The sequence below is a fragment of the Bacillus sp. FSL R5-0585 genome, from assembly GCF_038004545.1.
Lineage (GTDB): Bacteria > Bacillota > Bacilli > Bacillales > Bacillaceae_G > Bacillus_A > Bacillus_A cereus.
The window spans coordinates 1983171-2008757 of sequence record NZ_JBBORJ010000001.1 but is presented as its reverse complement, the minus strand read 5'-3'; the positions used below and the strand labels follow the sequence as shown (position 1 = coordinate 2008757).

Here is a 25587-nt window from a genome sequence, read left to right as displayed (position 1 = left end):
GTTACTATTATTAATAGGAAGAGAACATACAATAAAAAAATCTCCTCGGTATTTTCCTAGGAGATAAATGATGATTCTTTTAAAAATTTACAAATTAATAGCCCCAGTAAAGAGGAAAGTAATAAGAATCTTGGGGATACGGATTATGTTGTTGAGGGAGGGGCTGGGTTGGGTAATTTTTCATTCCACGGTTTTGATTGCAGTTTGCCGGAGGGCCAATAACAGTAGTTGATTGAATAGGAGAAACCGCTTGTTTCCATTGTTGTTCATTGAGGCAGTAAGTATGGGCCATCATATGAGCCGGAGTTAATCTTAAAATATCAGAACCGAAAATAACTTCTGGCGCTGGGGCATTGAAAATAGCTAATAAATGAGTATTATCAGCTTTAGCAATTTCATAATGCCACCACGCTTGTGGAATGTTGGCAACTTGCCCCGGTTTTATCGGTAAGTTTAATATTTGATTCGTAAATGGATTAAGTAAAGAAACAACAGCAGAGCCTGAAATACAATAAACAAGTTCAGCTGCATTTTGATGAATATGTGGTTCTACAACATTTCCTGTACTTAAATAAATATCTAATAAAGAAGTATTTTCTAAAGTGTTTAATTGTTTAATACCAAGTACATTTATATAATTTTGGGCATCTTTCCGAAAAAAATTACTTTTATTTACATCATAAGTAAAATTGGTTGAGGGGGAGGTATAGTCGATGTTGGCAGTCAATTGTATTACCCGCCTTTCTATAGGTAAGTTAGGTTACAAAATTAGGATATGTGTCTAGTCTTTGTTTTGTGCTGTTGTCGGTAGCTTAATAAATTCACTTATTCCATAAAGAATAAAGTATAAAGATTAAACTATATTCGTATTCCCATTCATACTTTGGATTGATGGAAAAAAGTAATGAAAATGTTAATTTAAAAGTACATCAATCATTTATAAGGAGTGAATGTTCATGTCATTTAGTGAAATGATTAGAAATGAAGTACTCAGCTGGGCAGGTGTTTCTGAAAAACTGCATCGATTTGGTGGTATTGAAATAAATTATGGTAAGAAAGAACTTGGCCATCTTCATGGTGATAAATTAGCTGATTTACCATTTCCGAAGTTAAAGCGAGATGAATTAGTGAAGCAAGGATTGGTAAAACCACATCACGTATTACCTGAATCAGGATGGATCAGTTATTATATAAAGAGTGAAGAGGATATTCCATTTGCAATTGAGTTATTTCGTATGCAATATGACCGAATTAAAAAGTAATGAAATAAAGTAGGGTAATAAAAATTTATTTTCATGTCACATCCCTCCTTAATCGTTCGTCTTGTATGTAGGACGATAAGGAGGGATTTTATTATGAATACATTTGATGTAGCAATTGTTGGCGGTGGGCTTGCTGGATTAACAGCATCTATATATTTAGCGAAAGCTGGAAAGAAAGTGATTGTATTAGAAAAATCCAGTCAATTCGGTGGCCGAGGGATGACTATAAATAAAAATGGAATCTGCATGAATCTTGGTGCACATGCTTTATATAGAGGCGGGGCAGCGTTTATAACTTTTAATGAGCTCGGTTTGAATCTTCCAGGTGGAATACCATCTACAAAAGCACATGGAATATGGAAAGGGGATATATTCACCATCCCAACAGATTTTCGTTCAATTTTATCAACACCACTACTTTCGTGGTCTGCAAAAGTACAATTCTCACGTCTTATGATTCGTTTAGGAAATTTAGATGTAGGAGAAGTTCCGAAAATGAGTCTAACTACATGGGCAGAAAATGAAATAAAAGATCCAATGGTCCGTAATATATTTTATGCGCTATGCCGGACAACAACATATACGTTTGCTCCTACAATACAATTAGCATCATCTGTACTAAAGCAAATACAGCTTTCTATAAAAGAAGGAGTGCTTTATGTAGATGGTGGTTGGGAGACGATAATAACAAAATTAAGAGATTTAGCGAATGATGTCGGGGTAAAATTTTTGGCTAAAAAGCATGTTTTGGAAATAGAGCATTATGAAGATAAACAAAGAATACATTGTGTTGATGATGAGGTTTTTGCAGTAGATACAGTCATCGTGACGACTCCGCCAAAAGAGGCTTGCAAAATAATAAAAGGTGCAGAAGGAACAAGTTTGCATAGATGGAATGAACAATCGGTACCGGTTACTGTTGCTGCATTAGATATTGGCTTGAGACAATTACCCAATCCTACACATCAATTTGTATTAGGATTAGATCAACCTATATTTTTCACAAATCAATCGAGAGCAGCTAAATTAAGTGAAGATGGATCAATTGCAGTGAGTCTAATTAAGTACCATAATCCTATGCTAGAGATGAATCATATTCATGAAGATAAAGAACAGTTGGAAAGTACGATGGAGTTGTTACATCCAAATTGGAAAAGAGAAGTTGTTGCACAGCAATATTTACCGAAAATAACAGTAGTACATGATTTTCCTCATATTGACCGTGTTGAAAAGCCGGGTCCTAATATACCTGAAATGCCAGGTGTTTATGTTGTAGGAGATTGGGCAGGGCATGATGAAATATTAGCTGATGCTGCGGTAGCAAGCGGGAAACGAGCAGCGTTACACATTTTAAAGCAATATGAAAGTGAGGCAGTTCATCATGGAAACGGAGCAGTTATATGAAGCGTATCAACCATTATTATTTTCGTTAGCATACAGAATCCTTGGGAGTGTTATGGATGCTGAGGATATCGTTCAGGATGTATTTATCTCGCTAAATAATATAGAAGATCCTCAATCTATAGAAAATATGAAAGCATATTTATGTAAGATGGCGACAAATCGTTCAATTGATAAATTACGATCGGCAGCGCATAAACGTAACGTGTATGTAGGGATGTGGTTACCAGAGCCACTTGTAGACGAGAGTGATGAGCCATCAAAGTCATTTATAATGAAAGAATCCCTTTCCACCGCATATTTATTACTTTTACAACAACTATCTGAGGTAGAAAGGATTGTTTTCATATTAAGAGAGGTTTTCAGTTATGAATACGAAGAAATAGCTTCAATTGTTGATAAGAGTAGTGTGAACTGTAGAAAAATCTTTCAACGTGCACGAAAAAGCATGTTGGAGAAACCGAAGCAATCAAAATTAAGCACGGAGAAAATGGCTTCTTATGTTGAAAAGTTTGTAGCATCATTACAGTGTGGGGATACGGAAGGTATGTTGGAAGTATTAAAAACAGATGCTATATTCAAAGCTGATGGTGGCGGTAAAGTTACAACTGCGATCAATCCGATTTATTCTGCAGATCGAATTATTCGCTTGTTCTTTGGGATTGCACAACGATTGACAGAAGAGTACACTGTTGATTTTAAAATGGTAAATGGTATACCAGGAGTTATAGTTACAATAAATAATAAAGTAACGTATGTTCTTTCGTTTGCATTTGAGGATGAGAAGATTTCAAATATTTATATGATGGTTAATCCTGAAAAACTTATGCATTTAAATGTAAAAATATAAAAAAGCGCATTTCTTTAGAAATGCGTTTTTTTATTATTTTTCTAACATTTCAAGAGGTACATCTTTTTCGCCAGCTACCTCAAATTTAATTTCCCCGTCTTCTTCATAAATACGTGTAATAATCGGTATAGTAATCATTAATTTTTTATGCTGCTTTCGTTTTCGAGCAGCATCTAAGCTAATCACGTTCATTTGTAAGCATCCTTTCTTCTGGAAATATATAAACAAAGAAAATGCGTCCGAAAAGGGCGCTTAATTGAATTTGAAATACCGATTCATTTAAATGGGGTTTATATAATTTAATAACTGCAATTTTAATATGAAATAATATGAATGGAATAATTGCACGTAGAAATTAACTTTACCAAAAAACGAAACAATATGCTATAAAAAATTATAAATCTTTGTCATATAACAGGAAAAAGGTTTTTGTTTCGCATATAATAAAAAGTAGACGGGCAGCAAGAGCTTTTTCATCATATTGCTTGGAAAGGCGATGAAAAGAATGGATACAGTAGATTCATTATTATTGCAACTTGAACAATATGGAGAAGAGCATGATCGAAATAAAAAAACAAGGGAAGAAAAATTACGGAATGTTTCTCGTGAGATGGGGCAATTTTTATCAATTTTAGTAAAAGGGTGTAATGCAAAAAATATCTTGGAAATTGGAACTTCTAATGGTTATTCTACATTGTGGTTAGCTAATGCGGTAGAAGAAACAAATGGAAATGTAACAACTGTAGAGCTTTCTTCAGAACGAGTTGGAGAGGCACTTGTCAATTTTGAAAAGGCAAACCTGTTACAAAGAATCGATATTCATAATCAAGAAGCCGGGGCATTTTTAGATTCGCAATTAGATCATTCATTTGATTTTATTTTCCTAGATTCAGAACGCACGCAATACATGTGGTGGTTTGAGCATATAAAACGTATGTTACAACCAAAAGGTTTTCTTGTTGTTGATAATGCAACTTCTCATGCGAGTGAATTAGATGAGTTTATAAAAATGATTGAAGAAGATGATACGTTTGAAACGGTGTTATTAGCGTTTCAAAAGGGAGCATTTGTAGCTCGCAAAAATAAATAGAAGTGAGTGTAATAGAATTATCACATTGAAAACAGGTGAATGTCAAAAGATTGAGTGTAGCACGATTGAAAGAACGTAAATTATTTAGGAAATATATGAAGAATCCGCCTTCAGCATGTTGTTCTCTAGGTCTTAAGTCTGAGGAAAATTATGTTGATTACAGGTATACTTATAGTAAGAAACAGGGAATGACTGCATAAACAGGCATTTCTAAAAAAGTCGATTTCAAGCAGTCAGAATGTATATGAAATACGATATAATTGATGAAATATAGTGCATATAAATTCGCACATATAAATAAAGGAGCGATTTTGTTGACTGAACTCGAGAAAAAAGAACCTGTATCCATTGTGAAAGATAATAATGTAGAAGTAGTAGTTGATACAGTTATAAAAGATGCAGAATTAGAGGAACTAAATAAAGAAGCGGATCTTTATGTACAAAAGTTAAATAGCGAGCAAAATACAGATTTATCAAAAGTATTGTCTCAGCTAGGAGATTTAGGGGATAAAGAGCAACAAGCAGCAGGACAAACGTTATCAGCTTTAAAACGCCCTGTAACAGCGATGATGAATGGGAAAAATGAAGAAATTCCAAATACATTGTTAGAATTACGAAAAGTGGTATCAGAGCTTGATCCCAATTCACTTAAAGCAAGTGGTATGAAGAAAATAATGTTTAAAGTATTCAAGAAAAATCCACTTGAAACATACGTGCATAAATACCAATCTATAGATAAACAAATCGAGGAAATTATTAGATCCCTTCTAATTGGTCGTGATAACTTACAAGAGGATACAGTTGGTCTTGAAATGTTAAAAGAACAATCGCACGATAAAATTCATGCTCTTGATAAACAAGTATACTTAGGGAAAAAGCTTGCTGGCATGCTTGAAGCTGAGAAACAAAACCCAGAGCGTCAAAGGGATATTCCGTTAATTAACGATGCATTAGAAAAGATACTTGTACGTACACGTAATATGCAGCAAGCGAAAAGTGTATTATTACAATCTATCGCATCTGTAGACATTATTAAGAAAAATAATGAAAAGTTAACGGAGGCAATTCGTAATGCAATTACGATGACGCAAAACGTTGTAACGGTTTCAGCTGCTATTCAGCTAGCGTTAACAAATCAACGGAAAACAATCGATGCAGTGAATGCGACAAATGAAGCAATTGAATCAATGGTATTAAGCAATTCTCAAGCATTAAAACAAAATACAGAAGAAACAACAAAACTGCTTGAAAATCCTGCAATTAGCATGGATAAATTACGCGAGTCATTCCAAAACGTATTCGCTGCAATTGAAGCTTCTGAGAAATCGTCAGAACGTATTATCGAGTCAAGTAAGAAGTTTGTTATTGAACTAGACACATTTAATGATGAAATGAAACAAAAACTCATTCAGCGCCCAAGAAAATAGCAGACTTTTAGAGGAGGTGAAAAAATGAGTTTCATTCAAACTGTATTAGTACTATTAGGTACATTGCTTTTAATCGCATTTACTGTCGTTGTATTAGTTGTATATTTCGGACGTAAACTGTATTTTTCATGGACGAAGCCATATAAAAGAGCACACGATTCTTTAGATAAGTTATCGAATAAATCATTACCGTTTCTACAAGAATTTACACAACACCCTCTCTTTTATCGTTGGATTCGTACGGAAGGAAAGAAAGAACAACATACATTAAACACTCTTTTCTGTGCATCGGGTCAACGTACGAGAGAGCAAGTCTTCTCGATGTTACCGAAAGAAAAGCAGAAAAAAGTGCATGTAATGGCAAAAACTACGAAAAAGCTTACGAATGAAGATATTGATGTGGCTGCGATGAAAGTGAAAGATTTCTTAAGACAAGAAACGCAGCAAACTGTAAAACCGACAGACTTATCATTTTACAAATTGTATTTTTATGACCGTTATCCAGACGCATTAAATACAATTCAAGCGTATAAACGCTCAATAAATCCTTCATTACAAAGAACGGTTGATGATATTACAATTTCGGTATTAAATGCACTTCCGTACTATCAAGAGCAACGCATGTTTGAACAACAACATAAACTTGAAACATTCTTAATGAAAGATTTAACGGCCATGTTATCGTTGGTAGTACAATTACCACCTTCACAAAGACCAGAGAAGGAAGAAGAACTGAAGATCTACTTGGAAAATTTCAAAAAAGAAATGGAAGTAGTAGAGCGAGATATTCGCGACTCGATTGATCACGATTTAAATGTGAAGATGAGGGCAGCGACTGAGAAGTTTAAGAATAAATAACAAAAAGCGCCTTAAAAGCTAAGTATCACAGCTTTAAGGCGCTTTTTTTATGAGGTTTTATTTTGCACTAACGGTAGTATGACTAGAAGCCACACTTTCATTATGCAATCGATCAACTGCAGTTACGACATAGGTATACGTTTCTCCGGAAATAGCGGTTTTATCTACATAAATTTCTCCAAGTTTTGTTTTTCTTACAGTAGTAAGTAAATTTTTAGGATTTTGTATATCCACTTCATTTTTCCCATTCACGCGGTAAATAGCGTAATAAGCAGAATCATTATCTCTATTGTCAATGATACCGATTGCAATACCTTCATCTCTTGGAATGGCGCCTTTTAAAGTCGGTTGTTTTGGTGGATTATGATCAATCCAAGGCATAGGCGGGATTAATGCAGGGTGTTTATATATGTCTTTTGAGAGTCTATCTTTAACTCCAAGTGGATTGTTATTAATATCTTTTAAGCTAAAATGCATACTACCTTTGATTTCAGGATATAGCCGGTTTAATGCAATTTGTCTTGGATATTCTTCTGGATCAGACCAAGCAGGGACGGAGTTATTATTAATTTTATAGGCCGCTTGACCGATGTATAGGTGAATCGGTTTGTTATTTGTTTCTTTAACCCACCAATCTACTAATATGTCATATGCAGCTGGGGTGAAACCTATATTCCAATATATTTGCGGTGTAATGTAGTCAATATATCCTTTTTGTATCCACTCACGTGTGTCAGCATAAAGGTCATCATAGTTTCTTTGGCCTGCGGTTGTGTTAGAGCCAGTCGGATCGTCAGCTACATTTCTCCATACGCCGAACGGACTAATGCCAAACTTTACATATGATTTTTCTTGTTTTATAGCAGTATTTAAATCTTTTACAAGTTCATTTACATTATTACGTCGCCAATCTTCTATATTTGTAAATCTACTGTTATTATATGTTTCGTACGTTTTCTGATCTGGAAATTCTTCACCGGCTACTTTATATGGGTAAAAATAATCATCCATATGCAGCGCATCAATATCGTAATTTTGTACGATTTCTAAAGCGCCTTCTGTTATAAATTTTTTTACTTCCGGAATACCGGGATTGTAATATAACTTTCCGCCATAAGGGACAACCCAATCGGGATGTTGCCTTGCAGGGTGATTATTTGATAATCGATTTATATCGGTGTGATTCATCGTTATTCGGTATGGGTTAATCCAAGCGTGGAATTCTATATTTCTTTTATGAGTTTCTTCAATCATAAATGCGAGCGGGTCATAACCAGGATCTTTTCCTTGTGTTCCTGTAATGTATTCAGACCAAGGACCGTAATTTGAAGGATAGAAAGCATCAGCGGTTGGTTTAATTTGTACAACAACTGCATTCATACCAGTGCTTTTTACATCGTCTAATAATCTTATAAATTCTTGTTTCTGTTTTTCAATGGGTAAGCCAGTTTTTGAGGGCCAATCAATATTCAGAACAGATGCAATCCATACAGCACGTAATTCATGTTTTTTGTATGCAGTATTTACTTCAGCATAAGTAAAGTGAGGGGGAATGAAAGAGAAAAGGATGAACAAGATGACGATACAACATATCATTAATAAACGTTTAACGATCATTTATACGCCTCCCTATCATATGATTATTTAAAATAATATATGAGGCGAGGTTGATTTTGCAATAGAGAAAATTGCATATTGAAACATTAATTTAATAGGAAAAATATTTTTAATGAAATTTACTTTCATTATAACTAAATTCATTTACTACTTCATATGCTTGTTAGTAAAGTGAAACTTCCTTTCATTTGAAGGGTAATAAATTATAAGTATAGGAGGATTAATAAATGAAAGTCTTGTTCGTCTGTTCTGGAGGAATGTCCAGTGCAATTGTTGTAAACGCTTTAAAAAAAGAAGCGGAGAAAAATGGTGTGAACATGGAAGTGCATGCAATTGGAACGAATGAGGTAGAGGAAGAAGTAAAGAATGGCTGGGATGTCGTAATGGTGGCACCTCAAATAAGACACCGATTTGACTCTGTAAAAAAATTTGCAGAGGAGGAATCTATTCCGTGTGGCATCATACCGCCGCAAGCATACACACCGCTTGGCGGCCCGACTTTATTAAAAACTGTAAATGAATTAATCAGTTAGGGGGAAACGTTATGAATAAGTTTGTCACGTTTCTTGATAAAAACTTATCTGGACCGATGGCAAGGCTTTCTGAGCAGAGACATTTACAAGCAATCCGTGATGGAGTTATTTCGGCGTTACCATTTATTATAGTAGGAAGCTTCTTTTTAATAGTAGCATTTCCACCACTGCCGAAAGATAGTTTCATATCAGTTTGGGCATTAAAGAATCAAACAAGTATATTGATACCATATCGTTTAACCATGTTTATTATGTCCTTATATATCGCATTTGGAATAGGATATAATTTAGCGAAAAGTTATAAATTAGATGCTTTATCAGGAGCACAGCTTGCGGTATGCTCACTACTTTTAACATTAACGCCTGAGTTAATTGATAAAAAAGGATTCATGCTTCCGATGACAAATCTCGGAGGTCATGGATTATTTGTGACGATGATTGTTTCTATTTTATCCGTAGAGATTTTAAGGTTTTGTAAGAAGAAAAATGTAATGATTAAAATGCCAGAACAAGTACCGCCATCTGTATCGCGTTCATTTGAAGCACTTATACCTGCAGCGTTCGTTATTATTATAATGAGTCTAGTAACTGTCGTTTTTAGCATTGATTTACACCATGTTGTTGATAAATTAGCAGCACCATTAGTAAAAGCTGGAGATAGTTACTTCGGTGTAATGATTCCAGTGTTTTTAATTACGTTTTTTTGGTCATTCGGAATCCATGGTGTGTCGGTTGTTGGAACTGTTGCTCGGCCATTATGGGAAGTATACCTAGGGAAAAATGGTGAAGCAGTTGCTAGTGGAGCAGATCAGTTGCCATTTATTTCACCAGAGCCGTTATATCAATGGTTTATATGGATTGGCGGTTCTGGTGCGACGTTAGGGCTTGTATTAGCTATGATTGTATTTGGTCGATCGAAATATTCGAAAGCATTATCAAGAACTTGTATTGTTCCGGGTATTTTTAATATTAATGAACCAGTCATATTCGGATTACCGATTGTACTAAATCCAATTTTAATTATCCCATTTATCATTACACCACTTGTAACAGCAACTGTTGCATATTCAGCAACTGCGATGGGATTTGTAACACCAACGCATATTATGCCGCCATGGACACTACCTGCTCCAATTGGTGCATATTTAGCAACAGGTGGAGATTGGCGTGCGATTGTATTAGTTTTTATAAATATAGCAATATCGTTCCTTATTTATTTACCATTCTTTAAAATGTACGACAAAAATATGCTTGAAATTGAAAAAAATGGTGACGGGGAATCTGTTAATCCTTAATCTGCACGCTGTTATTTTGAGTGATAGACTTTTTGTCTATCACTTCTTTCACATTAAAACTAGAAAGGGGGAAATAGAATGAATATAAAATTTAGTTATAAAGGCGTATTTTTATTATTATTTGGAGTGATTTGTGCAAATTTACTTTTTGTCCCTTTATTAGGCATGCTAAATTTATCACAAATGCATAGTATTTGGCTCGTTACAAGTATTGCGGCAAGCGTTTTGCTTACGGTAGTTGTTTCTTTCATTGATGGATCGTTTGCATCGAAAGCGCAGTTGTTTTTTAGATTTATATTGTTTTCGATTGGTTGTACGTTCGTTACTTACATGATTGTTTTTTAGTAAATAGGAGGTCATGCACGTTATGTATATTGCAGGGGTAATGTCTGGTACTTCATTAGATGGAATAGATGTAGCGCTCGTTCATATAGAAGGAAGTGGTGTAAATTCTAAAATCGAACTCATCCATTTTACTACTGTTCCATTTTGTAATGATATGAAAAATGAGATCCAACAAGCGTTATCAATTGAAACTTCGAATGTCCAACTTATATGTAGTTTAAATTTTAAACTTGGTTTATGCTTCGCCAATGCTGTAAAGGAAGTTTGTAAAGAGGCCAATTTTCCTTTGAGACAATTAGATTTAATAGGCTCTCACGGACAAACGATTTATCATCAGCCAAAGCAAGAAGGGAATATTATTTCTTCAACATTGCAAATTGGGGAACCAGCAGTAATAGCATATGAAACGAACACGACGGTTATCTCGAATTTCCGAACGATGGACATGGCGGCAGGGGGACAAGGTGCACCACTTGTACCATATTCAGAGATTATTTTATATCGGCATCAAACTAAAAATAGACTACTACAAAATATTGGTGGGATTGGTAATGTTACAGTGGTTCCAAGTAAACGAAGTAAAGAGAGTGTTATTGCTTTTGATACTGGACCAGGCAACATGGTAATCGATGAAGTATGTCAAAGATTATTTCATGTACCATATGATCAAAATGGTTGGATCGCAAGTCAAGGGGTAGTTGTAGATGAAATTTTAACATACTGTATGAACCATCCATTTTTGAACGTGAAACCACCAAAATCAACAGGTAGAGAACAGTTTGGAGAAGCGTTTGTGACTGAATTATTAAATCGATTTGAAAAGCATAGTAAAGGAAATATATTGGCAACTGTCACGATGTTTACAGCATGTTCAATTGTTCATCATTATAAGGAGTGTATTTTACCGTATTATGACATTGATGAGGTGATTTTAGCTGGTGGTGGAAGTTATAATAATACACTTGTTGAAATGATACGGAATGGATTAAGAGAAGAGAAATGTAGTATATGTATACAAGAGGATATTGGTCATTCTTCAGCAGCGAAAGAAGCGATTGCATTTGCTATTTTAGCAAACGAAACGTATCATCGTAATCCGAGTAATGTGCCGAGCGCAACAGGTGCTAAGAATTCCGTGGTTTTAGGGAATGTAACATTCCCTCCAATATGTAAATGAAAATGAGGCGAACATATGAAGTATATGATTGGAGTAGATGGCGGGGGAACGAAGACAGAGGCAATTGCATTTGATCAAAATGGAAATGAAGTTGTAAGAGGTACGAGCAGATTTGGAAATGTATTAATAGATTTTGATCAGGCGCTTTTGCATATTATGCAAGCAATTAATCAATGCCAGAAGAATTTAATAAATGAGCATTGCGTTTGTATTTGTTTAGGATTAGCTGGTATAAGCGGAGCGAATACAAATGAATTAACATTACGTTTAAAAAAGAAATACGGAACAAAAATTGAAATTTTTAATGATGCAATGATCGCGCATGCAGCTGCTTTAAAAGGTAAGGATGGAATATTAACTATAGGTGGTACAGGTGCAATTTGTATAGGAAAGAAAGGAGGAGTATATCAGTATAGCGGTGGATGGGGACATATTTTAGGAGATGAAGGGAGCGGATATTGGATTGCATTACAAGCTTTAAAGAAAATGACAATTCAATTCGATCAAGGAATCAGCCTTTGTCCATTGAGTTTGAATATTCAAAGGCAGTTTCAACTTTTGACACCGTCTCATATAAAAAGCTTAGTATATACTTCTTCTAAAGATAAAATTGCAGCAATCGCGCCATTAATTATTCAGGAAGCGAGAAATGGCAATGATGATGCGCATGAAATTATGATGCAAGCTGGAAAGGAATTGGCAAGGATTACAGTAAGTGTTTATAACAAGTTGAACTTTAAGCACTCAACGCCAATTGCAGTAAGTGGCAGTATATTGCGTTTAGTTCCTGAAATATTTGCTGTATTTAAGAAATGCTGTGAAGATAGTATGAAAGAAATTACATTCGTATCACAAGCAGAAATGGCAGTGAAAGGAACATATTATTTAATGAGGGATATATATTTTTAAAAATAGTGTATGAGAATTTTTGTATGATTTGTAAAAATATGATGTTAAAATGTATAAAGGGATGTATGTTAAAAACGTACAATATACGTAGTAATTGAATATTGTATATGTAATCCCATGTAGAAAGTGAATGATTACATGATTAATAGTATGCAGTTTTTGTATTTGGTGGCTTCTTATTTAATTGGAAACATATTGACCGCTTATATAGTAACAAAATTGAGACATAACGTTGATATTAGGGATGAAGGAAGCGGAAATCCTGGCGCAAGAAATATGGGGCGTGTATATGGAAAAGGGTATTTCATCGCTACATTTTTAGGTGATGCGATTAAAGGGGCAATCGTTGTTACTGTTGCAAAATATCTTTTTGAAGATCCTACATTCGTAATGTTAACATTATTGGCCGTTATTATTGGACATATTTATCCAGTTTTATTTAAAGGCAAGGGCGGTAAAGGTATTTCAACATTTATAGGAGGACTAATCGCATTTGATTATTTGATAGCGCTTACCCTCTTAGGCATTTTTATTGTATTTTATTTAATATTTAAAGGGTTTACGAAGCCAGGACTAATTACAATTGCTTGTTTACCAATTTGTATGATTCTTTATTCTTATTCTATTGTTACCACTATATTAAGTGGAATGATTATTGTACTTATTCTATATGTGAATCGAGAATAAAATGAATGTTTAATAAGTGGGGATAATCTCCACTTATCATTTTTTATTAAATAGATAAAGGAGATAAGGCATGGGGTTAATTTATAAAGTTGCTGATCAAGATTGGGAATTTGAAAGTATACATAAATTAAATTATAAAACTTTTGTGGAAGAGATACCACAACATGAAGAAACGAAAGACCGGTTTCGTATAGATCGGTTTCATAAAGAAAATACATATTTAATTTGTTTAGATGAGGATAGATTAGTAGGTATGGTCGCAGTGCGGGGAAAACGACCATTCTCGTTAGATTATAAAATCTCAAATTTAGATGTTTATTTGCAAGAGCATGGAGAAAAAATGTATGAAATTCGTTTACTTTCAGTAGAACGTGAATATAGAAATGGAAGAGCGTTGTTAGGATTAATTCGTTTTCTACATCGTTATTTGCTTCTAAATGGATATGAATTAGCACTCATTTCTGCAACAACACGTGAACTAGCTTTATATGAGCAAATGGGATTCAAATCTTTCCATACGTTAGTTGGTACAGAAGAAGCAGCCTTCCAGCCAATGTATGTTACCCCTGCTATGTTTGAAGAGTCGAGTGTTGGGGGGATTATGACGAAAGAATATACGTTTTTACCTGGTCCAGTAGATATTGAAGAGAACGTTCGAAAGGCATTTTCTACGCGGCCTATTTCGCATCGCTCTAAGTCATTTCAAGTGATGATGGACAATGTGAAAAAACGGTTACTTTACATGACAAAAGCAAAACATGTACAGCTTATGTTAGGAACAGGGACGTTAGCAAATGATGCGATTGCTTTACAGTTACGCTCTTTAAAAGGGAAAGGACTAGTATTAACAAATGGGGAATTTGGTAATAGATTAGTTGGACATGCAAAACGAGCACGGTTACATTTTGATACGTATAAAAAGGAAATGGGAGATCCATTTATTTATACCGAATTAGAAGAAATCATGACAACTGGAAATTATGAATGGATTTGGTTTGTTCATCATGAAACATCTACTGGAATGTTAAACGATTTAAACGAGCTAAATACTCTTTGTAACGAGAATCAAATAAAACTATGTGTAGATTGCATAAGCTCAATTGGAGCAATACCATTAGACTTGAAGGATGTGTATTTTGCAAGTGGTGTTAGCGGTAAAGCGATTAAATCATATACAGGAATTTCTTTCGTTTTTCATAACCACATTGTAAAAATAAACGAGGCTGTGCCGGCCTATATGGACATTGGTATGTATGAAGAAAATGAAAGCATTCCATACTCACAATCATGGAATTTAATTTATGCATTGCAAGAAGCGTTGAAGCGATTTGAAGATGAAAAGGTATTTGTAAAAATTAAAGAGACATACGAGTATGTTGAAGAAGTTATTACTGATATGGGGTTAAAGCTTGTTTCACCTAAAAAACATGCCGCGCCAATTATACTTACTATTGTATTGAGCGAAGATTATTCTTCTAAAGTAGTAGGCGATACATTAGCATTACAAGGATACATCGTTCATTATGAGTCATCTTATTTACAAAAGAATAATTGGATCCAAATTGCATGTTTAAATCATTATAAAGAACGCGATATGAAGAGGATGTTAAATTGTTTGCAAATGTGTTTATTTCAGAGTGGGGTACATATATAAAGATTTTTTCTTTTCGTATAAAGGAGCTACGACTTACGAAAACTTAGAAATAGAACTTTGGAAGAGGTGTCAGTATGATAACTAGAAAACTACCATTACATATAGACGATATTAAAAAAGCTCACAAAATTCTAGATAGAAATGCTCGTAAAACGCCATTAGTAAAATCTTTTTACTTGACTAGTAAAACGGGCGGAGAAATTCATTTGAAATTAGAAAATATGCAATTAACGGGTTCTTTTAAATTTCGTGGCGCATTTAATAAAATGTCGCGGCTCACGGATCAAGAAAAAGAAAGAGGGGTAATCGCATGTTCAGCAGGTAATCATGCACAAGGAGTTGCATTATCTGCTCATTTACTCGGTATTAAGAGTAAAATTGTTATGCCAATTTCTGCACCGCAGGCGAAAGTTGAAGCAACTAAAGGATATGGATCTGAAGTGATTTTACATGGTGAAACCTTTGATGATGCAAAGGTAAAATGTGAAGAAATTATAAGGGAAACAGGTGAAACATATTTACATCCATATGATGATGTAGAGGTAATGGCTGGTCAAGGTACAATTGGATTAGACATTCTTGATGATATGTGGGATGTAGATACTGTCATTGTACCAATAGGTGGAGGCGGAATTATTTCTGGTATTTCTGTAGCATTAAAATCTTTTAATCCATCCATTAATATAATTGGTGTCCAAGCAGATAATGTTCATGGAATGAAGGCATCTTACGATAAAGGAGCAATCGTAGAACATTATGAGGCGCCTACTATTGCAGATGGTTGCGCAGTTAAAATACCAGGAAAATTAACATTTGAAATTGTAAAAGAATTAGTAGATGATATTGTAACTGTATCAGAAAAAGAGCTGGAAGTAGCGATGAAAGATTTATTACAACGTGGGAAAGCTGTTGTAGAAGGTGCAGGTGCATTAGCAACTGCTGCACTTCTTGCAGGAAAAGTTGATAGCTATATAAAAGGAAAAAAAGTAGTAGCGGTTATATCTGGTGGGAACGTAGACTTACAGCGCATATCAAGTGTATGTGAGCACTTTTTTGTCGCTAATGAAGTGAAATAGTTTTATGAAAGAAGAGCTAAGAGAAATAGTCTTAGCTCTTACTTTTTGTCTACTGTTTACTGTAAGTAGCAATAAGCTTGCAAAATTTGCTGTTTAAAAATTATTTTATTTAAGCGCCTATTTTTACCCATATCTTTAATGTTACAATAATTATTTCAATATTGTCGAAACGTAAGCAGAAATTTAATATAATAGTTTTAATGTGCTAATGAGCGGTGAGGAGGGCAGGTCATGAATAAAGAAGAACAGGTCATGAACGGTTTCAGGGAATTATATAATAAGCTGGTTTGGCTTAATAAAGATAAGATGGAAGAAGGTCTTAAAGGTTTTAAGTCTTCTGAAGTCCACTGCATTGAATATATTGAAAACAATGCAGATTCTAACGTGACGCAACTCGCAGAGGCTTTTTATGTGACTCGCGGTGCTATAAGTAGAATGACTAAGAAGCTCATACAAAAAGGCCTTGTTGAAAGCTACCAAAAGTCAGAAAATAAGAAAGAAATTTATTTTAAGCTTACCGAACAAGGGAAAGAAATTTATAAAATCCATGAAAATCTGCACAAAGAGTTTCAAGAGCGGGATAAAGCTGTATTTGAACAAGTAACTGAAGAAGAATTCGACAGTATAATTAGCTTTGTGGAAAAGTATAGTAGACATTTGGATGCAGAAATAAAGAAACAAGGTATACATATTAAATCGTAATACATTTTAATAATAAAATGGCAGCCTTACTCTAATATGAGAATAGGCTGCTTTTTTATTATTTCATCTTTGTTGACTAATCAACAAAACAGGGTTATCATTTTGTTGACAAAGCAACAAAACATTTTAAGGAGAGAAGTTAAATGTCTATATTTAGATCACAAAATGAAAGGGAAACTGAAAAAAGCATAGATAAACATGCGTTACTATTCGGACTTATTTCTGTATTTCTTTGTGGTATAGGTTTCAGTATCATCATGCCTGTAGTCCCATTCTTAGTACAGCCATATACAAGTAATCCGGAAGAACAAGCATTGGTTGTTACACTACTAACTTCCGTATATGCGGCCTGCGTGTTTTTAGCTGCTCCAGCACTCGGGGTTTTAAGCGATAAGTATGGCCGTCGTCCATTACTTTTAATATGCTTATTTGGTTCTGCAATTGGGTACTTGGTTTTTGGCATAGGAGGAGCTTTATGGGTATTATTTGCTGGACGCATAATAGAAGGAATAACAGGCGGAAGCATAAGTACTATCTTCGCATATTTTGCAGACATCATTCCGAAAGAGCAGAGAACGAAATACTTTGGATGGGTGAGTGCAGTTGTAGGTGCGGGAACTATTATTGGACCAACTCTTGGGGGCTTACTTGCAAAGTTTGGTCATTCTGTACCTTTATACTTTGGAGCGTTCATAACTTTATTAAATGTTTTATATGGTATGAAATACATGCCTGAGAGCCTTGACAAAAATAACAGGTTAAAAGAGATTACTTTTGTAAGGTTAAATCCTTTTGCACAGCTAGCAAATATACTTTCCATGAAAAATTTAAAATGGTTACTTATCTCAGCGTTTTTACTTTGGACACCTAACGGATCTTTACAAGCAATTTTCACGCAATTTACAATGGATACTTTCAGTTGGAAACCTACATTAATCGGACTTATGTTTTCAATTTTGGGCTTTCAAGACATTGTTTCACAAAGTTTTATAATGCCAAAGCTTTTAATCAAGCTTAGTGATAAACAAATAGCAATTCTTGGGATGGTTTCGGAGATTATAGGATACAGTTTTATTGCAGCATCAGCTGTATTTTCACTCTCTCCACTACTTATCGTTGGAATGCTAATGTTTGGTTTTGGGGATTCAATTTTCGGCCCTTCATTCAACGGGATACTTTCAAAGTCTGTCAGTTCTAATGAACAAGGAAGGATTCAAGGTGGAAGCCAATCTATTCAAGCTTTAGCAAGAATGATTGGTCCGATTATTGGAGGACAAATCTATGTATCACTTGCTCATGCCGCACCTGCTTTTATGGGTATGATTCTTATAGTAGCGGCAATAGCAGTTTTGTATAAGGGGACACATGCAACTGTATAACAGATAGAAATAAGAACAAATAAAAGGGTGCCAGAACTTAGGAATAAGTGCTGACACCCTATTTGTTTACGGTTTGAGGACTAAGAGAAATTCTTTTACTGTTTAGGAATTTATTCTGCAATGCTCTCATGGTAAATGAATAGATAGTTTAATTATGCTTGTGCTGAAGTAAATAATGACTCCATCTTTACTTTGCTCTTCTCTCGAATTTCAGCATCTGCGTGTCTCATAACGTATTTATGCGCTACAGCGATTGCTAAAACATCATCTAATAAGCCAATCCCAATAATAGCAGCTATATCTGGAATGAAATCGATTGTTAATACGTAATAAGATAAAGCGGCTAATATTATGAATTTTGCTTTAGTAGGTAATTCTTTCTTTTTCATTGTGTAGAATAAAATAATACTTTCATATACGCTGGATTTACCGAGGTTTACAGAGCTTTTTTTGAACTTTTTCCAAAGTGTCTGTTTCTCCATATAAACACTCCTTTTACAAAAACATAGATTTTTTAAAAGGATGGACAAAGAAGTGAGAGATTAATCAATTTTATTGTTTTTCTTAATTATATATTTCCATAAAAATAGGGGAATACCTGTTCAAAATAATATAATGTGGATTATGCAACGATTCACAGTGTACCGTTACATAGTATATATATTGTAAGATGTATGTGGGTGATTTAGTTATTATTATGCATTTTATAAGCGGTATGGGGGAAGAAAAATGAAAATAATAGAACTACCAATTGAATTCGAATTTAACGGGCAAACACAATGTGTTTATCCAAGTTTAATTATAGTACATAATGAATTAACGTTAGTCGATACAGGATATCCAAGTTTTTTACCTTTAATTGAAAATGCAATATTAAAACATGGATATGAGATGAAAAACTTAAAGAATATAATTATGACCCATTATGATGACGATCATATAGGGGCTGTATATGATTTTAAAGTGAAATATCCAAATATTAATGTTATTGCTAGTGAAATTGAATCTAACTATATTAATGGTGATATAAAAGCAGAGAGGTTAGTTCAAGCTGAAGAAATGTTAGAACGTATGCCAAATGAAGAAAAAGAATTTGGCAAATGGTTTATACAACAGTTAAAAAATATAAAACATATTTCCGTCGATGAAAAAGTGCATGATGGTCAAATGATTTTGAATAATGAATGTCAAATAGTAGCGACGCCAGGACATACTTCGGGGCATATTTCATTATATTTTCCGAATTTAGATTGTGTAATTACGGGAGATGCGGCTGTTCAAGAGAATCGTGAGTTAGTAATAGCTAATCCGAATTTTTGTTTGGATATAGAAAAAGCGAAACAGTCTTTAAACAGGATTAAAAGTTTTAAAGCAGCAGAGTATTATTGCTATCATGGAGGAAAGCTTACTGTATAAATTAATAAAAAAACGATCTTTCCTATATCGAAAAGATCGTTTTTTTAATTCATAGATTCTGCAATTTTAATTAAATCCTTTACGTTATGTTTTCCTTGTATATAGCGTTTGTTACCAATTGCAATTGTATATTGAAAACCATTCTTCTGAAAGATAAGTTCATATGCTGAATCAAAATGAGGATTATATAATGCGTTCATATTATTTTTTAAACTGTAGAACTTAGCTCCCCTATATGTACATAGAAGCCTAATTTATTTTGAACTGGTGAAACAGTGATTTTTAAAATCCCATTAATATCTTCATTGTAGTATTGGAGGTTTAAGTAATCGTTATAGATGTACCCTTGAAATTCGTGAATTTCGAATGGGAATTTTGTAGGAGTAAGTATATGTTCCTTACAATTCATTTCATATTCTTTTACAATGGAAACATTAATAAAATCCGAGAAAAAGCAAAAAGAATTTGTTCATCTAGTACACGATGAATATAAAAAAAGAAGATAAGAATTTTTTTATTTTTCATATTTGGCGAAACAAATGGTACAATGAAAGCTAATGTGAAAAATAAGGAAAAGAAGTGGTCTATTTGAAAAACTTTTTAGAATTAGGAATTAGTGAAACTTTTAATCATACATTACGTGAAAATGGAATTACAGAAGCAACACCAATTCAAGAGAAGGCAATTCCAGTTATTCTGTCAGGTAAAGATATTATTGGGCAGGCGAAAACAGGAACGGGTAAAACGTTAGCATTCGTGTTACCGATTTTAGAAAAAATCGATCCAGAGTCTAGTGATGTTCAGGCCTTAATTGTTGCACCAACAAGGGAACTAGCTCTGCAAATTACAACTGAAATTAAAAAAATGCTTGTTCAAAGAGAAGATATTAATGTACTAGCGATTTATGGTGGGCAAGATGTAGCACAACAATTGAGAAAATTAAAAGGTAATACACATATTGTTGTTGCAACACCAGGACGATTATTAGATCATATACGACGTGAAACAATTGATTTAAGTAATCTTTCAACGATTGTACTAGATGAAGCGGATCAAATGCTTTATTTTGGTTTCTTATATGATATTGAAGATATTTTAGATGAGACACCAGGTAGTAAACAAACGATGTTATTCTCAGCAACGATGCCAAAAGATATTAAAAAATTGGCGAAGCGTTATATGGATGAGCCGCAAATGATTCAAGTACAAAGTGAAGAAGTAACGGTAGATACAATTGAGCAGCGTGTCATTGAGACGACAGATCGTGCAAAGCCAGATGCACTTCGTTTTGTTATGGATCGTGATCAGCCATTTTTAGCTGTTATTTTCTGTCGTACAAAGGTTAGAGCAAGTAAGCTTTATGATAATTTAAAAGGACTAGGTTATAATTGTGCTGAACTTCATGGTGATATACCTCAAGCGAAACGTGAAAGAGTTATGAAGAGTTTCCGCGAAGCTAAAATTCAGTACTTAATCGCAACGGATGTAGCAGCTCGTGGACTTGATGTAGATGGTGTAACGCACGTATTTAACTATGATATCCCTGAAGATGTAGAAAGTTACATTCATCGCATTGGCCGAACAGGACGTGCAGGTGGATCAGGTCTTGCAATTACGTTCGTTGCAGCGAAAGATGAAAAACATTTAGAAGAAATTGAAAAAACGCTTGGTGCACCAATACAAAGAGAAATAATCGAACAACCGAAGATAAAACGTGTAGATGAAAATGGAAAACCGGTACCAAAGCCGGCTCCGAAGAAATCAGGTCAAAATCGTCAAAGAGATAGCCGCGAAGGTTCAAGAAGTGAATCAAGACGTGATTCGAGAAATAGCTCAAGAAGTGATTCAAGAAATAGTTCTAGAAATGAAAATAACCGATCATTTAATAAACCAAGTAATAAAAAAGGTAGTACAAAGCAAGGTCAGCAAAGACGTGGTCGTTAAATAGTTATAATTGTAAAAGAGTCGCAAAATATTGTGGCTCTTTTTTTGTTTGTATACAACAAGGATAATGGCAAGAAAAAACAAAAATTTCATTCACCGTATTTGAAATTTATAAAGGAAATTTTATAGTCCAAAACCAGTAGAGCAAGGGTATTACTACCATGTCGTCATTCAAGAACAAGTGCAACTTATGCATGAAAAATATTTAAGCGGAAAAATCGAGAGAAAGCAATTTGTAACATATTCAAACGGTACGGGAATGTTATGCAGTAGCAAAAGAGAAAGGAACTTATTATGTCTACTATTTCGGCAGAACACTTTGGTTGAAAGAAAAGGTATTAAAGTGAGCGAGTATTTTCATTACACGTTCCGCAATTATCGAAAGGGAACAAGAGAAGTTTATGAAGGATTAAACTCGTATTGGTTTACGATCGTTGGAAACTGGAAAACTAATTTGTTAGTTTTGATCAATGAGGAACTCGAGAAGCACCACTGCCATCCTTATAGGGAAATTGCTTATGACGATGAAGGTAATGTAGTGATAATATGCGAAATAAGAAAAAAGGACTAGCAGTCGTACCTGCCGTCCTTTAATAGGAGAAAAAGTAATCTTGTTTAGAACTACGCATAAACAGAAAATCTGCTTGTAATTAGTTTTACCCTAAATATACGTGTCTATACAAAAAAGGGATAAGTAAAAAATACTTATCCCCGGAAGGGAAATCCCAAGCACCAAAATGGCTCGTATTGGTCTGCAGGTTCAAAAGTAGTATATGTAAAACGAAAAATCTCATACAAAAAGCAGACAACGATTTTGGTTGTCTGCCAGTGAGTTCAATGAGTTAGCTAATTGTGATAATTTGCATCCCCATTGCGAGAAGAGTGAAGCTGCTAGTTCAAACAGCTTGTTGGTATTATTTTCGATTTCTTAAAAAATATACATCAAAAGAAAGAGGTATTAGCCATGGACACGGCAGCTTGAAAGTAGTATGTATTTTTATTTGAAAAATATTCAAGGGGTGAAGAAACATGGAATGTTTAATAAAGGTGTTTGTTTTATTAATCAGTTAATTAATAAAACAAAATAGTTATTTGGGAGAAAGGGAAAATGAATATGAGATGAATTGAAGCTGTTGAAAAATTACTTGAAGTGATGAAAGAATGCTTTTGGAACGGAACATCTTTAAAGGGTGAAGCTAATGATTTTAATATTGTATCTTGGCTGATTGAAGAAGCGACGCGTAAAACAAAATAAAAATTTCATTTTGTAGCAAAGGGGAATAGATATGTGTACTTATTGGGGAAAAGTAGATAAAGAGTTCTTTAAGAGGCAAGAACCGGAACAAAATAAAAGAGCAGCTAGCAAAAGCTAACTGCTCAATACAAGGAGATACAGAGAAGACTACTTTAAATGAATGTTGGCATACAGCCCACATTCAGTATTGACCGAATATTTATTTTAAATTCAATTTATTTAAAGTAAACATCCCAACAGATAAAATGGTTGCGCCTGCTACAGAACCTAGCCAGTCTCTCCAACTTAATGTATTTAAAGATGCATCTGTTAAATCCGTAATTAAGAAGATAGCAAACATTAATACACCAAATGCTAAGCATCCCCAAAATGTTTGCAAATATTTAATCATCTTCTTTCGGAACTTGCTCATATAAATCACCCTTATTAATAATTTATATTTTTATAAATAAATTATCACATATAAAAAATTAAAAGTGCGAAATATGCAATATTACATATTGGAACTCAACAAAATACTCCATTGATAAGTACATAGATCGAACGGAGGCATCGTTCTTTTCCTAAAATGAAAGGTGACGATAAGAAACATGAGATACGTTTTAAACAAATTGAGCGGACGTTAAAAAATAAAAATTTATAAAGGAAATAGAAAGTATGGTGTTGTATATGTACGATAATAGGAAACTTTTTACAAACTAAACATATAATTTTAATAGACCGACAGTCGGTCTGGTGGGAAGGAGAACTTGAATGCGAATTGTAAAGGAGTATGAGGAGCGTAGAAAGGAAATTTTAGAAACAGCTGAGCGTTTGTTTCTTACGAAAGGTTATACGAAAACAACCGTGAATGATATTTTAAAAGAAATTGGTATAGCAAAGGGGACGTTTTATCATTATTTTAAGTCGAAAGAGGAAGTAATGGATGAAATCATTATGAGGATTATTAAAGAGGATGTCACTAAGGCGAAAAGGATTGTCTCCAATCCCGATATCCCCGTTTTAGATAAGTTATTTAAAATTTTAATGGAACAATCACCAAAATCAGGAGATGTAAAAGAAAAAATGATTGAACAATTCCATCAACCGAATAATGCAGAAATGCATCAGAAAAGTTTAGTGCAATCCATTATACATTTATCTCCTATATTAACGGAAGTTTTAGAGCAAGGAATAGAAGAAGGCATATTTTCTACTCCATACCCACAAGAAACAATTGAATTATTACTCTCTTCAGCACAAGTCATATTTGATGATGGTTTATTCCAGTGGAAACCGGAAGAAATGATAAACAGAGCTAAAGCTTATATCAAAATGATGGAAGCATCTGTCGGAGCGAAAGAGGGATCTTTTGATTATATGATGGAAGTTTTAATTAAACAGAAATAGTGATTTTCTGTTTGAGTATTATCGACCGGCAGTCGGTCTAACTAAATGAAGGATGTGATGAGGATGCCAGCAAGTATTCAATCTTCCTTGAAAGATTTTCACTTAATGGTAAGTGGTCAAATTATTACTATTTTAGGTTCAACACTATTACGTTTTGCACTGTCTTTATATGTGCTAGATATAACAGGACGTGCCGATATATTTGCAGGGTTATATGCCGTAACGAGTATCCCGTTTTTGTTAGCTCCTCTTGGCGGAGCGATAGCAGATCGTTTCAACCGCCGTAATGTAATGGTCATTTTGGATTTTATAAACGCTGCTATTGTATTAAGTTTTATAGTTTTGTTATTAACTGAATCGATATCTATTTTATTGATTGGAACAATTATGTTTTTACTAGCAGTCGTTAGTGCAATGTACGCACCAGTTGTTATGGCAAGTATTCCGCAATTAGTCCCAGAGAAAAAGTTAGAACAAGCGAACGGTATCGTAAATGGTGTGCAAGCATTATCTAATATAGTTGCACCTGTACTAGGAGGACTATTATACGGCATAATCGGTTTGAAAATGCTCGTAATAACAAGTTGTTTTGCTTTCTTTTTATCTGCGATTTTACAAATGTTTATTACAATACCATTTATAAAAAGAATACAGGAAGGCCATATCGTACCGACAATTGTAAAAGATATGAAAGAAGGTTTTCTTTGTGTTTTAAAGCAACCTTTTATTTTGAAGGCTATGTTACTTGCAGCTTTACTAAATTTAATTTTGACACCGTTATTTGTTGTCGGAGGACCTATTATATTACGAGTAACTATGCAGAGTAGCGATATGATGTATGGAATTGGAATGGGATTAATTGATTTTGCAACCATATTAGGGGCATTGTCAATCGGTTTCTTTGCTAAAAAGTTACAGATGAAAACATTATATAATTGGATGCTTATCATAGCTTTATTAGTTATACCAGTGGCACTATCAGTTACACCGTTTACTCTTAATTTAGGATACTATCCACCATTTATCCTCTTTATACTTTCTTCTTTTCTAATCGCAATGATTATGACAATTGTATCCATCTATGTGATTACTGTAGTCCAAAAGAAAACACCAAATGAAAATCTAGGAAAAGTGATGGCATTTATAACAGCGGTATCTCAATGTATGGCACCAATTGGGCAAGTCGTATATGGTTTTATGTTTGAAGGATTCAGTACGGAAATTTATTTACCTATATTTTCTATTAGTTTCATTATGATAATAATAGCGGTGGTGACGAAGAAAATATTAAGAAATGAAGGGAACTAGCTTCATATGCTTA

General features: G+C 34.1%; 25 protein-coding genes and 1 pseudogene. 20 read left to right on the top strand and 6 right to left on the bottom strand.

The window, feature by feature from the left end; genetic code table 11:
- Nucleotides 1-94: 94 nt before the first annotated feature.
- The gene (locus tag MKY38_RS10260; RefSeq protein ID WP_025709623.1) at nt 95-727 is read right to left on the bottom strand and encodes a cupin domain-containing protein; all 633 of its coding nucleotides are present in this window, start codon (nt 725-727) and stop codon (nt 95-97) included.
- A 229-nt stretch (nt 728-956) separates the two neighbouring features.
- On the opposite strand from MKY38_RS10260, the gene MKY38_RS10255 reads away from it, so the two are divergent.
- The 3 genes from MKY38_RS10255 to MKY38_RS10245 all read left to right on the top strand — a co-directional run bounded on the left by MKY38_RS10255 (nt 957) and on the right by MKY38_RS10245 (nt 3513).
- Nucleotides 957-1262, top strand: a complete 306-nt coding sequence (locus tag MKY38_RS10255; RefSeq protein WP_025709622.1) for a luciferase domain-containing protein — start codon at nt 957-959, stop codon at nt 1260-1262.
- A gap of 93 nt (nt 1263-1355) precedes the next feature.
- Nucleotides 1356-2666, top strand: a complete 1311-nt coding sequence (locus MKY38_RS10250) for a phytoene desaturase family protein (RefSeq protein ID WP_025709621.1) — start codon at nt 1356-1358, stop codon at nt 2664-2666.
- Complete coding sequence (locus tag MKY38_RS10245) at nt 2644-3513, top strand: sigma-70 family RNA polymerase sigma factor (RefSeq protein WP_000447147.1); 870 nt, start codon at nt 2644-2646, stop codon at nt 3511-3513. The genes MKY38_RS10250 and MKY38_RS10245 overlap by 23 nt, the downstream gene beginning before the upstream one ends.
- 33 nt (nt 3514-3546) lie before the next feature.
- Here the strand turns inward: MKY38_RS10245 and MKY38_RS10240 are convergent, their stop codons facing one another.
- Nucleotides 3547-3705 carry a hypothetical protein gene (locus MKY38_RS10240; protein ID WP_001100984.1) on the bottom strand — a complete coding sequence of 53 codons (159 nt, stop codon included), beginning with the start codon at nt 3703-3705 and terminating at the stop codon, nt 3547-3549.
- 304 nt (nt 3706-4009) lie between these two features.
- Here MKY38_RS10240 and MKY38_RS10235 point away from each other — a divergent pair, with 304 nt between their 5' ends.
- The 3 genes from MKY38_RS10235 to MKY38_RS10225 all read left to right on the top strand — a co-directional run bounded on the left by MKY38_RS10235 (nt 4010) and on the right by MKY38_RS10225 (nt 6888).
- Nucleotides 4010-4603: an O-methyltransferase gene (locus tag MKY38_RS10235; protein ID WP_002094007.1), complete on the top strand. Its 594-nt coding sequence runs from the start codon at nt 4010-4012 to the stop codon at nt 4601-4603.
- Between the two features lie 314 nt (nt 4604-4917).
- On the top strand, nt 4918-6030 hold the full coding sequence (locus tag MKY38_RS10230) for a toxic anion resistance protein (RefSeq protein WP_000137396.1): 1113 nt from the start codon (nt 4918-4920) through the stop codon (nt 6028-6030).
- Between the two features lie 24 nt (nt 6031-6054).
- Nucleotides 6055-6888, top strand: a complete 834-nt coding sequence (locus tag MKY38_RS10225; RefSeq protein ID WP_070180131.1) for a DUF3974 domain-containing protein — start codon at nt 6055-6057, stop codon at nt 6886-6888.
- 57 nt (nt 6889-6945) lie between these two features.
- On the opposite strand, the gene MKY38_RS10220 is transcribed toward MKY38_RS10225, so the two are convergent.
- Nucleotides 6946-8505: a glycoside hydrolase family 10 protein gene (locus MKY38_RS10220; protein ID WP_065223701.1), complete on the bottom strand. Its 1560-nt coding sequence runs from the start codon at nt 8503-8505 to the stop codon at nt 6946-6948.
- A 227-nt stretch (nt 8506-8732) separates the two neighbouring features.
- On the opposite strand from MKY38_RS10220, the gene MKY38_RS10215 reads away from it, so the two are divergent.
- The 10 genes from MKY38_RS10215 (at nt 8733) to MKY38_RS10170 (ending at nt 18262) form a co-directional block, all read left to right on the top strand.
- Nucleotides 8733-9038: a PTS sugar transporter subunit IIB gene (locus tag MKY38_RS10215; protein WP_000865907.1), complete on the top strand. Its 306-nt coding sequence runs from the start codon at nt 8733-8735 to the stop codon at nt 9036-9038.
- Between the two features lie 11 nt (nt 9039-9049).
- Nucleotides 9050-10333, top strand: coding sequence for a PTS sugar transporter subunit IIC (locus tag MKY38_RS10210; RefSeq protein ID WP_001032280.1), 1284 nt, complete (start codon nt 9050-9052; stop codon nt 10331-10333).
- Between the two features lie 78 nt (nt 10334-10411).
- A complete protein-coding gene (locus MKY38_RS10205; RefSeq protein ID WP_001021963.1) occupies nt 10412-10678 on the top strand; it encodes a hypothetical protein in 267 nt (88 codons plus the stop codon).
- A 22-nt stretch (nt 10679-10700) separates the two neighbouring features.
- A complete protein-coding gene (gene anmK, locus MKY38_RS10200; RefSeq protein WP_065223702.1) occupies nt 10701-11855 on the top strand; it encodes an anhydro-N-acetylmuramic acid kinase AnmK in 1155 nt (384 codons plus the stop codon).
- 15 nt (nt 11856-11870) lie between these two features.
- Entirely contained in the window at nt 11871-12764 is an 894-nt protein-coding gene (locus MKY38_RS10195; protein ID WP_065223703.1) for a BadF/BadG/BcrA/BcrD ATPase family protein, read from the top strand.
- Between the two features lie 138 nt (nt 12765-12902).
- Nucleotides 12903-13451 carry a glycerol-3-phosphate 1-O-acyltransferase PlsY gene (plsY, locus tag MKY38_RS10190; protein ID WP_000610876.1) on the top strand — a complete coding sequence of 183 codons (549 nt, stop codon included), beginning with the start codon at nt 12903-12905 and terminating at the stop codon, nt 13449-13451.
- A gap of 70 nt (nt 13452-13521) precedes the next feature.
- Nucleotides 13522-15105 carry an aminotransferase class V-fold PLP-dependent enzyme gene (locus MKY38_RS10185; RefSeq protein WP_065223704.1) on the top strand — a complete coding sequence of 528 codons (1584 nt, stop codon included), beginning with the start codon at nt 13522-13524 and terminating at the stop codon, nt 15103-15105.
- 74 nt (nt 15106-15179) lie between these two features.
- A complete protein-coding gene (gene tdcB / locus MKY38_RS10180; protein ID WP_000632960.1) occupies nt 15180-16181 on the top strand; it encodes a bifunctional threonine ammonia-lyase/L-serine ammonia-lyase TdcB in 1002 nt (333 codons plus the stop codon).
- A 231-nt stretch (nt 16182-16412) separates the two neighbouring features.
- The gene (locus tag MKY38_RS10175) at nt 16413-16883 is read left to right on the top strand and encodes a MarR family transcriptional regulator (protein ID WP_001030901.1); all 471 of its coding nucleotides are present in this window, start codon (nt 16413-16415) and stop codon (nt 16881-16883) included.
- Between the two features lie 143 nt (nt 16884-17026).
- The gene (locus tag MKY38_RS10170) at nt 17027-18262 is read left to right on the top strand and encodes an MFS transporter (protein WP_341048894.1); all 1236 of its coding nucleotides are present in this window, start codon (nt 17027-17029) and stop codon (nt 18260-18262) included.
- 152 nt (nt 18263-18414) lie between these two features.
- Here the strand turns inward: MKY38_RS10170 and MKY38_RS10165 are convergent, their stop codons facing one another.
- Nucleotides 18415-18744, bottom strand: coding sequence for a YkvA family protein (locus MKY38_RS10165; protein ID WP_000415089.1), 330 nt, complete (start codon nt 18742-18744; stop codon nt 18415-18417).
- A 247-nt stretch (nt 18745-18991) separates the two neighbouring features.
- Here MKY38_RS10165 and MKY38_RS10160 point away from each other — a divergent pair, with 247 nt between their 5' ends.
- Entirely contained in the window at nt 18992-19678 is a 687-nt protein-coding gene (locus MKY38_RS10160) for an MBL fold metallo-hydrolase (protein WP_341048891.1), read from the top strand.
- Between the two features lie 44 nt (nt 19679-19722).
- Here MKY38_RS10160 and MKY38_RS10155 read toward each other — a convergent pair.
- Nucleotides 19723-20108: pseudogene (locus MKY38_RS10155) on the bottom strand (hypothetical protein); the annotation flags it as partial.
- Between the two features lie 149 nt (nt 20109-20257).
- Between MKY38_RS10155 and MKY38_RS10150 the strand changes: the two are divergent.
- Nucleotides 20258-21622 (top strand): DEAD/DEAH box helicase, encoded by a 1365-nt coding sequence (locus MKY38_RS10150; protein WP_025688173.1) that lies wholly within the window; start codon nt 20258-20260, stop codon nt 21620-21622.
- Between the two features lie 1454 nt (nt 21623-23076).
- On the opposite strand, the gene MKY38_RS10145 is transcribed toward MKY38_RS10150, so the two are convergent.
- On the bottom strand, nt 23077-23289 hold the full coding sequence (locus MKY38_RS10145; protein WP_114555629.1) for a hypothetical protein: 213 nt from the start codon (nt 23287-23289) through the stop codon (nt 23077-23079).
- Nucleotides 23290-23630: 341 nt separating this feature from the next.
- Here MKY38_RS10145 and MKY38_RS10140 point away from each other — a divergent pair, with 341 nt between their 5' ends.
- Together MKY38_RS10140 and MKY38_RS10135 are read left to right on the top strand one after the other, a co-directional pair.
- On the top strand, nt 23631-24266 hold the full coding sequence (locus MKY38_RS10140; protein WP_063536364.1) for a TetR/AcrR family transcriptional regulator: 636 nt from the start codon (nt 23631-23633) through the stop codon (nt 24264-24266).
- 63 nt (nt 24267-24329) lie between these two features.
- Complete coding sequence (locus tag MKY38_RS10135; RefSeq protein WP_114555628.1) at nt 24330-25574, top strand: MFS transporter; 1245 nt, start codon at nt 24330-24332, stop codon at nt 25572-25574.
- Nucleotides 25575-25587 lie beyond the last annotated feature (13 nt).